A 10,048-nucleotide genomic window follows, 5' to 3' on the forward strand; every position below is an offset into this window, starting at 1 on the left:
ATTATAAGCCTCCGCTGAACACGTCATATCGTGTTTTTCCAAAAAAAGTAGGTGAGATCACTTTTTGTCAGCGGAGGCTTTTTACATAAATATCGAATGATCTATTATGAAATTTGTAAATTTCGTTGACGAGTTAACCAGATTACAGCCATTCTTATACCGATTTGCTTATTCCCTAACCAAGAATCATGAAGCGGCAAAAGATTTATTGCAAGAGACTTTACTTAAAACATTAGAAAACAGGGAAAAGTTCATTGAAGATACCAATTTAAGAGCGTGGATGTGTGCTATTATGAAAAATACCTTCATTAATGATTATCGAAAACTTTTATTGGCACATGAGTCGGTTTGTCGTATAGATGATTTGAAGTCAGAACCTTGTATGATCGATGGAACAGATGCGAATTACGACTTAGAATGGATAAATAAGGTTATTGCAGGGATGAGTAAGAAAAATCGTATAATTTTTGGTTTATATTTATCAAGTTATCAATACGACGAAATTGCTGAAAAATTGGATATTCCTCTCGGTACGGTAAAAAGTCAGATTCATAATATAAAAATATCGTTGAAGAAACAATTAAAAGAACTGATATAAGATTCGGTAATAACAATAAAACTTTCCCTCACCTTTACTTGCACAAACAATGTTTTGTCGTAATTTTGCATAAATATTTTCTGGCATATAGCTGCCGAAAAGAGATAGGTTATAAATTAAAAATCTATAAATATGTACAGAACTCATACATGTGGAGAGTTACGATTATCCGATACAGACAAGAATGTTACGTTGGCTGGTTGGGTACAACGAACGCGAAAAATGGGAGGAATGACGTTTATTGACATTCGTGACCGTTACGGGATTACTCAATTAGTATTTAATCATGAAAATAATCCGGAACTTTGTGATCAGGCAAACAAATTAGGCCGTGAATTTGTGATTCAAGTTTCAGGGATCGTTAAAGAAAGATCAAATAAAAACAAAAATATACCAACAGGAGATATCGAACTTATCGTATCTAATTTAGTAATATTGCATGCGTCTGACGTTCCTCCTTTTACAATTGAAGACGACAGTGATGGAGGTGATGATCTGCGGATGCAATATCGTTATTTAGATTTAAGGCGGAATTGTGTTCGGAAAAACTTAGAGTTACGTCATAAAATGACATTTGAAGTTCGTAGATATCTTGATCAGCAAAATTTTCTTGAAATAGAAACACCGATGTTGATTAAATCTACTCCGGAGGGAGCTCGAGACTTTGTCGTGCCGTCGAGAATGAATCCCGGAGAGTTTTATGCGCTACCTCAATCACCACAAACGTTTAAACAGTTATTAATGGTCTCCGGTTTTGACCGTTATTTTCAAGTTGTAAAATGTTTTAGAGATGAAGACTTGCGGGCAGACCGTCAACCCGAATTTACCCAAATCGACTGTGAAATGTCTTTTGTTGAACAAGAAGATGTCTTAAATACTTTTGAGGGAATGATAAAGCATCTTTTTAAAGAAATAAAAAAGATTGACTTTACTGAGCCATTTCCCAGAATGACGTGGGCTGACGCGATGAAATATTATGGTAGTGACAAACCAGATTTGCGTTTTGGAATGCGTTTTGTCGAATTAAAAGATTTGACTATTGGGAAAGATTTCGGAGTATTCGACAATGCTGAATATGTTGCCGGAATCTGCGCTGAAGGATGTGCGACATATACAAGAAAACAATTGGATGAACTAACGGAATTTGTTAAACGACCTCAGATCGGGGCTAAAGGGTTGGTATATGTCCGTTATGATGAAAACGGGGCGTTTAAATCTTCTGTGGATAAATTTTATAGTACAGAAGATCTTCTGAAATGGGCAGAGAGATTTAATGCTAAACCTGGAGACTTGATTTTAATTCTTGCTGGTGATAGAATAAAGACACAGAAGGCTCTTTGTGAATTACGTCTTGAAATGGGCAACCGATTAGGCCTTCGCAACAAAGATAAATTTGCACCGTTATGGGTTATCGATTTCCCGTTATTGGAATGGGACGAGGAAACTCAACGTTATTATGCAATGCATCACCCGTTCACTTCGCCCAAACCTGAAGATATTGCTTTATTGGATACCGATCCCGGGAAAGTAAGAGCCAATGCCTATGACATGGTTTTTAATGGAGTCGAGTTGGGTGGAGGGTCAATCCGGATACATGATAGTGAATTACAAGATAAAATGTTTAAAGTCCTCGGATTTACCGAAGAGAAGGCTCAATATCAATTTGGATTTTTAATAAATGCATTTAAGTATGGTGCTCCACCTCACGGAGGATTGGCATTTGGTTTGGACCGGTTAGTCTCCTTATTTGCCGGCTTAGATTCTATTCGGGACTGTATAGCTTTCCCTAAGAATAATTCTGGGCGTGATACTATGAGTGGAGCTCCGTCTGTATTGGATGAATCTCAATTAGAGGAATTGCAATTAAAATTAGATATTCACGACAAATAATCGTATGTATGAAAGTCAGTGATATAGCAACGTGTATAGAAGAAATAGCTCCCTTGTCTTTGCAAGAGGATTACGATAATGCCGGTTGGCAGGTGGGAGATAAGTATTCTGAAGCTACGGGGGCATTATTATGCATAGATGTCACTGAAGAAGTCGTTGACGAAGCTATAAGTTTGGGGGTTAATTTAATTATATCACACCATCCTTTACTTTTTAAAGGCGTAAAGTCGCTTACAGGCAAGAACTATGTGGAAAGAACAGTTATAAAAGCAATACAACATAATATATCCATTTATGCTTCACATACCAATTTGGACAATGCTTGGTCTGGAGTCAATTTTAAAATGGCAGAAAAGCTTGGATTGACTAATCTTTCTATTTTGATGCCTCAAGGTGGAAAGTTGCTTAAGCTTGTTACTTATGTGCCGGTTTCTCATGCCGATATTGTACGAAATGCTTTATTTACCGCAGGATGTGGAAATATCGGTGATTATGACTTGTGCAGCTACAATAGCAATGGATTCGGAACTTTTCGTGCAGGATTAGATTCGCATCCTTATTGTGGGACTATCGGGAATTTACATCAAGAAGAAGAAACTCGGATCGAAACGGTTCTCCCTGAATATTTAAAAGAGGTAGCGACTCAGGCACTCTTAAAAACTCATCCCTATGAAGAACCGGTATTTGATTTTATAAAAATTGAAAACCAATGGGTTAAAGCTGGATCAGGAGTAGTAGGGGAACTTTTGTGTTCTATGGATGAAATGGACTTTTTACAACGTACTAAAACAGTGTTTCATGCTGGATGTATAAAATATTCCAATCTCCGAAATCGCAGAATTCGTAGGGTTGCATTGTGTGGAGGTGCTGGAGCTTTTTTGATTTCTCAAGCAATAGCATCAGATGCAGATGTATTTATTACTGGAGAAATTAAATATCATGATTATTTTGGATATGACGAACATATATTATTGGCAGAAGTAGGACATTACGAAACCGAACAATACACAAAAGATATATTTTGTGATATTATTACAAAAAAATTCCCTAACTTTGCAGTTCATTATACAAAGGTAGAAACAAATCCGATAAATTATTTGTAAGCATGGCTACTGATAAGACAAAAGTTGAAAAAGAATATACAGTGGAAGATCGATTGAAAGCACTGTACGAATTGCAAACAATGCTTTCTGAGATCGATAGAATCAAAACTCTAAGAGGAGAGCTTCCTTTGGAGGTACAAGATCTTGAAGATGAGATTGCAGGTCTCGAAACTCGTGTTCAGAACTTTCATACAGAAATAGGAGAGTTACAATCTGCTATTGCTGCGAAGAAAGTAGAAATACAGAATGCGCAAACCTTAATTGATAAATATACTGCACAACAGAACAATGTAAGAAACAATCGAGAATTTGATTTTTTAACTAAAGAAATTGAATTCCAAACTTTGGAAATCGAACTTTGTGAAAAACGTATCAAAGAGTTTTCAGCACAGGAAAAAGCAAAAAAAGAAGAAGTAGAAAACTGTCGAGTTACTCTTGAAGAAAGAAAAGCCGATTTACAAGAAAAGAAAGGTGAATTGGATGAAATTGTTGCAGAGACAAGACAAGACGAGGAAAAACTGCGTGAAAAAGCGAAAAAACTCGAACAACATATAGAGCCCCGTTTATTAGCCGCATTTAAGAGAATCAGAAAAAATGCGAGAAACGGATTGGCTGTTGTTTATATTCAACGTGACGCTTGCGGCGGTTGTTTCAATAAGATTCCGCCACAAAGACAACTTGATATTAAACTTCGAAAAAAAATCATCGTTTGTGAATATTGCGGGCGTATTATGATAGATCCGGAATTAGCAGGAGTTAATGAATAAAGTAGATTCAACAAAGTATAAGCCAGATAATTTCAAAAAATTGTCTGGCTTTTTTATTTTAGTTATATAATGGCTCGATAATTGCAAATAGTTAACCGATATTAACAGACATAACAACAGTTAAATGAATAGTCATAGAGATATAAGCAATCCTTCAAGGCATATTTGATATGGAATAGACTCACCTTTCCAGTATTCAGTATCGGAGTTTGTCGGTCTAAAGCCTCCGCTCAAAAAAATTGTTACTTTCTTTGCAAACATTCTTTTTATTTCGTCAATTCCCCTCATTCCGTTTTCTCATTTGTATGTGATAATATAGAGTCATAATCAGGAATATCTTCTAGAAATAAATAAGACTGGTCTTTATAGTTTACATGACAGCAATAATGCATCTTTCCATTCGATACTATTAAATATTCTACTTTTAATGCGATGTTATATCTGACGATTTGATCAAAAACTGCCTGCGTAATAGGAATATGTGGAGCTTTATATTCAATAATTACGAAGGGTGTTCCGTTTTGACGATATATTACAGTATCACATCTGCGTTTTCGGCCGTTTAAATCAAGCGATATTTCATTTCCGATTCTTCCTCCCGGATATCCTTTGTATGTGATGAGATAATTCACGAAATGTTGCCGAACCCACTCTTCTGGAGTAAGCGCAATATATCTTTTTCTCAAAATGTCGAAAATAAGATATCTGCCGTTATCCTCTTTTAATTTGTACTCAAAAGTTGGCAAATTTAGAGTTATCATAAGAAAGATTATTTGTTCCGAAAATTATTATTCCGTATTTTTACTTCAAAATTACAGAAAAATGAAGACAAAACAAGAGATTGTCCAAAATTGGCTACCACGTTATACGAAGCGCAATGTAAAAGAATTTACTAAGCATATTTTATTGACGAATTTCTCAAAGTATGTTGAAATATTTGCCAACCATTTTAATGTTCCTATTTTAGGAGAGGACGGAAATATGCCCAATGCATCGGCTGAAGGTGTTACGATCATCAATTTCGGAATGGGAAGTGCCAATGCAGCGACAGTTATGGATTTATTGAGTGCTGTAGCTCCAAAAGCTGTTTTATTCCTTGGAAAATGTGGAGGTCTGAAAAAAGTGAATAAATTAGGTGATTTTATTCTTCCGATAGCGGCAATACGAGGAGAAGGTGCATCAAATGATTATTTCCCTCCAGAAGTTCCGGCTTTACCAGCTTTCAGTCTGCAACGGGCTGTATCTACAACCGTGCGAAATCATGGGAAAGACTATTGGACGGGAACGGTATATACGACTAATAGAAGAGTTTGGGAATATGATGATTCGTTTAAAGAATATTTGAGAAGAACCCGCAGTATGGCCATTGACATGGAAACAGCAACTTTATTTACGGTAGGGTTTGCAAATCAAATTCCGACAGGAGCTCTTCTGTTAGTAACAGATCAACCAATGATTTCCACAGGTGTTAAAACTGAAGAAAGTGATAAAAAGGTAACTCAAAACTTTGTAGATGAACATGTAATGATCGGATTTGAATCACTAAAGATGCTTATTGATAAACGTACGACTGTAAAGCATCTCCGATTCGAGGAAGAATAAAAACTTTTTAGGCTATGGCAAAAAAGGAGCAAAATGTACATTTACAGATAATATCGGATATAAGAAAGAAGAATTTTAAGCCAGTCTACTTCTTAATGGGAGACGAACCTTATTATATCGATCTTATTACGGATACTATTATAGACAATGCTTTAGATGATGCTGACAGAGATTTCAACCAGACGATAGTTTATGGTGCTGATGTAGAGATTTCGACTGTAATCAATGCTGCAAAACGTTATCCGATGATGGCTTCCAGGCAATTGGTCATCGTAAAAGAAGCTCAAATGCTGAAAGGATTGGACGATTTACAATTTTACTTACAGAAGCCGTTGACGAGTACGGTTTTGGTTTTTAATTATAAAAACGGGAGTTTAAAAAATAAGAAACTACTTGCTGAATTAAATTCTGTAGGTATCGTCTATGAATCGAAAAAATTATATGATTATCAATTACCTCCTTTTATAAACGGTTATGTGACAGAAAAGGGATTTACCATTGAACAGAAAGCTATTGCCATGCTCGGAGACGCTATTGGTAATGACTTAAGTCGATTAACTGGAGAATTAGACAAACTTTCAATAATTCTACAAGGAAATACTCGAATAACAGCTGCATTAATAGAACATAATATTGGGATAAGTAAAGATTTCAATAACTTTGAGTTACTCAATGCTTTTATTACCAAGAACATATATAAAGTTAATCAAATCATTGCATATTTTGAGAAAAATCCGAAATCTAATCCTTTAATCGTAACAATAAGCGTTTTGTTTAATTTCTATGCCAATCTAATGCTTTTATATTTTATACAAGATAAATCGGAGTCTAATATCATGGCTGAGTTAAAATTACGAAATATTTTTCAGGCAAGGGATTATTTGACAGCAATGCAGAATTATAATGCTTATAAATGTATGGATATAATATCTTATATACGAGAATACGATGCCCGTTCTAAAGGGGTAGAGAATGCATCTGGAACAACCGAAGCGTCTTTACTAAAAGAACTTGCCTATAAAATCCTTCACTAAATAAGCTTTTAGATTTTCAATATATTATACGGGGCTGTCCAAAAAGTTGGAAAGTTCAAATTTAAACTTTCAATTTAGAACTGATAGGCTTCGATTATAAAAAAGAGTGCCACTTTTGCCTATGAAAATTAGGTGTAAAGTGGCACTCTTTTTATTTGTTTTGTTACAATCTATAACTTTTACCAATTCCGTTTTGCCTTTTTGGACAACCCCTTTTTATTTCGATTATTTATTACAATTATCTATTTACAAATGGATATTATATATAGATATATTCAGATATTGTTATATCCGAATATATATTTTGCAATTATATATCATAATATACAATATAATATATAAACAAATGAATTTCTGAAATACATTTATATATTAGTATACAGAAAGCTATATTACGATCTATTATAACATATAAATCACATATAATCAATTATTAATACAGTTATATTAAAGTATTACTTTATATATAGTTTATTAATCGTTTCGATGTTTCTAAAAAATTAATCGAATACAATATATTATGAATATTATTAATTAATAATCAGATATATAAAATACTTTATTTAAGTAATACTTTATATAATATCTTTCATTTATATTTTTGTACACAAATATTGATATATAATTGTATACAATCATATCTACAATTATAATTTGCAAAAATATTTATTTGTAATTACATTTGTAGAATACAAAAAAATTATATTTGTAAATTACTTAATGATAATTTTAGAGGAATGAATACTCGTATAAAGCAAATTATCGAACACGAAGGACTGACAGATGCTGAGTTTGCAGACCGTGCAGGAATAAAACGTGCTACATTGTCTCATTGCTTAAATGGTCGCAATGACGTAAGTAAAGATATTATATTGAAGATACATAATGCATATCCTCAGGTATCGGTAAATTGGTTGATGTTTGGGGAAGGAGAACCCTATATAAAAGAAAAACTTAAAACTCCGACATCTTTATTCGATGAGATTTGGGCAAAACCAGAAGATTCTCCTGAGGATGCTAAATATATAAAGGATTTTCAATCAAACGAATTAAGAAATACATCTGACAATGTTGATAGTAAACTAAATAAGGAAGAAAATCTGAATTCGAATATAGAAACTCAAAAGGTTCAAGATAATAGAAAGGTTATTAAAATCATGGTTTTTTATTCGGATAATACGTTTGAAACATTTTCCTCCGACTTTTTCAAATAGATAATAATTTTAGTATATCAAGTAACTGTTATATCTTTGCATAAACAATGAAAAACAGCTATCGGATGAAAAAATACATCTTGGATCTGAAAGTAACTGAAAATTTGAGATTACACACAAATTATGTTTTGCTGAAATTTACGACAGTTGACGGATCATCCCTTCCACCAATGGCTCCCGGACAGTTCGCAGAGGTTCGGGTTGATGGGTCTCCTACTACTTTTCTAAGACGTCCTATATCGATAAACTACATTGATATGGATAACAATGAACTTTGGCTGCTAATCCAATTAGTTGGGGATGGAACAAAAAAATTATCGACCGTTTCTCCTGGACAAACGGTTAATATGGTTTTACCATTAGGTAATACTTTTACTATTCCCGAAGATAAAGCTTCACAACTAATACTCATAGGAGGCGGAGTCGGAACAGCCCCTATGCTTTATTTAGGATATGAGTTAAAGCAACAGGGATATAATCCCATTTTTCTATTGGGTGCACGTTCTGCTACAGATATTTTACAATTAAAAGAATTCAAGACATTAGGTGATGTCTTTATAACGACAGAAGACGGAACTTTAGGAGAAAAGGGGTATGTAACACAACACTCCGTTTTAATAGAAAATAAGTTTGATAAAATATATACATGTGGACCGAAGCCGATGATGATGGCAATTGCAAAATATGCAAAAACACATAATATAGATTGTGAGGTATCTTTAGAGAACAATATGGCATGCGGTGTAGGAGCATGTTTATGTTGTGTAGAAAAAACGACAGAAGGTCATATCTGTGTGTGTAAAGAAGGTCCTATATTTAATATAAATAAACTCTTATGGCAGATTTAAATGTAAAAATAGGCTCACTGACGTTGAAAAATCCTGTCATGACTGCCTCTGGTACTTTCGGCTACGGTTTAGAATTTGCTGATTTCATAGACTTGTCTCGCTTAGGTGCTATAATAGTAAAAGGAACGACTTTACACCATAGAGAAGGAAATCCGTATCCCAGAATGGCCGAAACTCCTTCGGGCATGCTAAATGCTGTCGGTCTGCAGAATAAAGGTGTCGAGTATTTCATTCAGAAAATCTATCCTGAAATAAAAAATATCGATACAAATATGATCGTAAATGTTTCTGGTTCTACAATTGACGATTATGTAGCGACATCTGCCAAGATAGCGGCATTAGAAAAGATACCGGCTATAGAATTGAATATTTCTTGTCCGAATGTTAAAGAAGGTGGTATGGCGTTCGGAACTTCGTGTAAAAGCGCTGGAAACGTAGTGAAAGCAGTCCGGCAAGTCTATCCGGGAACTTTGATTGTTAAGTTGTCTCCCAATGTAACTGATATTGCGGAGATTGCTAGAGCTGTTGAAGCTGAAGGTGCGGATAGCGTGTCTCTCATCAATACATTGTTAGGAATGGCAATTGATGCAGAACGACGTAAGCCTATTTTATCGACTGTTACTGGAGGATTATCTGGGGCTTGTGTGAAGCCTATTGCTTTGCGAATGGTATGGCAAGTAGCAAAAGCTGTCAAAGTTCCGATAATCGGATTGGGTGGTATTATGAATGCGACAGATGCTGTTGAATTTTTATTGGCTGGCGCAACTGCCGTACAGATCGGAACTGCAAATTTCATTGATCCGCAAATTACAATTAAAGTTATCGACGGTATTAATGGCTATCTTAAACGGCACGGTTATAATTCTGTACAGGAAATTATAGGGCTTGTATAAAACTTTCTAACCTTATAAAAATCGGAGTATTTGTTTAAATACAAAGGGACATTCAGTAAATAGTATAAAATTAGCCAACTAATTCATACACAAAGAGTT

The 10,048-nt window shown here is 34.5% G+C and carries 10 protein-coding genes; 9 read left to right on the forward strand and 1 reads right to left on the reverse strand.

From position 1 onward, the window contains the following. Positions 1-106 precede the first annotated feature (106 nt). The 4 genes from AC0UMU_RS11570 (at position 107) to AC0UMU_RS11585 (ending at position 4,358) form a co-directional block, all read left to right on the forward strand. Positions 107-598, forward strand: a complete 492-nt coding sequence (locus AC0UMU_RS11570) for an RNA polymerase sigma factor (protein ID WP_009317047.1) — start codon at positions 107-109, stop codon at positions 596-598. A gap of 132 nt (positions 599-730) precedes the next feature. Continuing rightward, entirely contained in the window at positions 731-2,488 is a 1,758-nt protein-coding gene (aspS, locus tag AC0UMU_RS11575; RefSeq protein WP_009317046.1) for an aspartate--tRNA ligase, read from the forward strand. Between the two features lie 8 nt (positions 2,489-2,496). Continuing rightward, positions 2,497-3,591 (forward strand): Nif3-like dinuclear metal center hexameric protein, encoded by a 1,095-nt coding sequence (locus AC0UMU_RS11580; protein ID WP_278713953.1) that lies wholly within the window; start codon positions 2,497-2,499, stop codon positions 3,589-3,591. 2 nt (positions 3,592-3,593) lie between these two features. Continuing rightward, a complete protein-coding gene (locus AC0UMU_RS11585; RefSeq protein WP_009317044.1) occupies positions 3,594-4,358 on the forward strand; it encodes a zinc ribbon domain-containing protein in 765 nt (254 codons plus the stop codon). Between the two features lie 284 nt (positions 4,359-4,642). On the opposite strand, the gene AC0UMU_RS11590 is transcribed toward AC0UMU_RS11585, so the two are convergent. Then, a complete protein-coding gene (locus AC0UMU_RS11590) occupies positions 4,643-5,119 on the reverse strand; it encodes a type I restriction enzyme HsdR N-terminal domain-containing protein (protein WP_009317041.1) in 477 nt (158 codons plus the stop codon). Between the two features lie 61 nt (positions 5,120-5,180). Between AC0UMU_RS11590 and AC0UMU_RS11595 the strand changes: the two genes are divergently transcribed. The 5 genes from AC0UMU_RS11595 (at position 5,181) to AC0UMU_RS11615 (ending at position 9,949) form a co-directional block, all read left to right on the forward strand. Then, on the forward strand, positions 5,181-5,960 hold the full coding sequence (locus AC0UMU_RS11595) for an AMP nucleosidase (protein ID WP_009317040.1): 780 nt from the start codon (positions 5,181-5,183) through the stop codon (positions 5,958-5,960). 14 nt (positions 5,961-5,974) lie between these two features. Beyond that, positions 5,975-6,994, forward strand: coding sequence for a DNA polymerase III subunit delta (gene holA / locus AC0UMU_RS11600; RefSeq protein WP_009317039.1), 1,020 nt, complete (start codon positions 5,975-5,977; stop codon positions 6,992-6,994). A 737-nt stretch (positions 6,995-7,731) separates the two neighbouring features. Next, positions 7,732-8,208, forward strand: coding sequence for a helix-turn-helix domain-containing protein (locus AC0UMU_RS11605; RefSeq protein WP_022389512.1), 477 nt, complete (start codon positions 7,732-7,734; stop codon positions 8,206-8,208). A 65-nt stretch (positions 8,209-8,273) separates the two neighbouring features. Next, positions 8,274-9,056: a dihydroorotate dehydrogenase electron transfer subunit gene (locus tag AC0UMU_RS11610; protein WP_031258903.1), complete on the forward strand. Its 783-nt coding sequence runs from the start codon at positions 8,274-8,276 to the stop codon at positions 9,054-9,056. Further along, a complete protein-coding gene (locus AC0UMU_RS11615) occupies positions 9,044-9,949 on the forward strand; it encodes a dihydroorotate dehydrogenase (protein ID WP_009317036.1) in 906 nt (301 codons plus the stop codon). Before AC0UMU_RS11610 ends, AC0UMU_RS11615 begins: the two co-directional genes overlap by 13 nt. The last annotated feature ends 99 nt before the right edge of the window (positions 9,950-10,048 follow it).

Source organism: Coprobacter fastidiosus, from assembly GCF_982245605.1.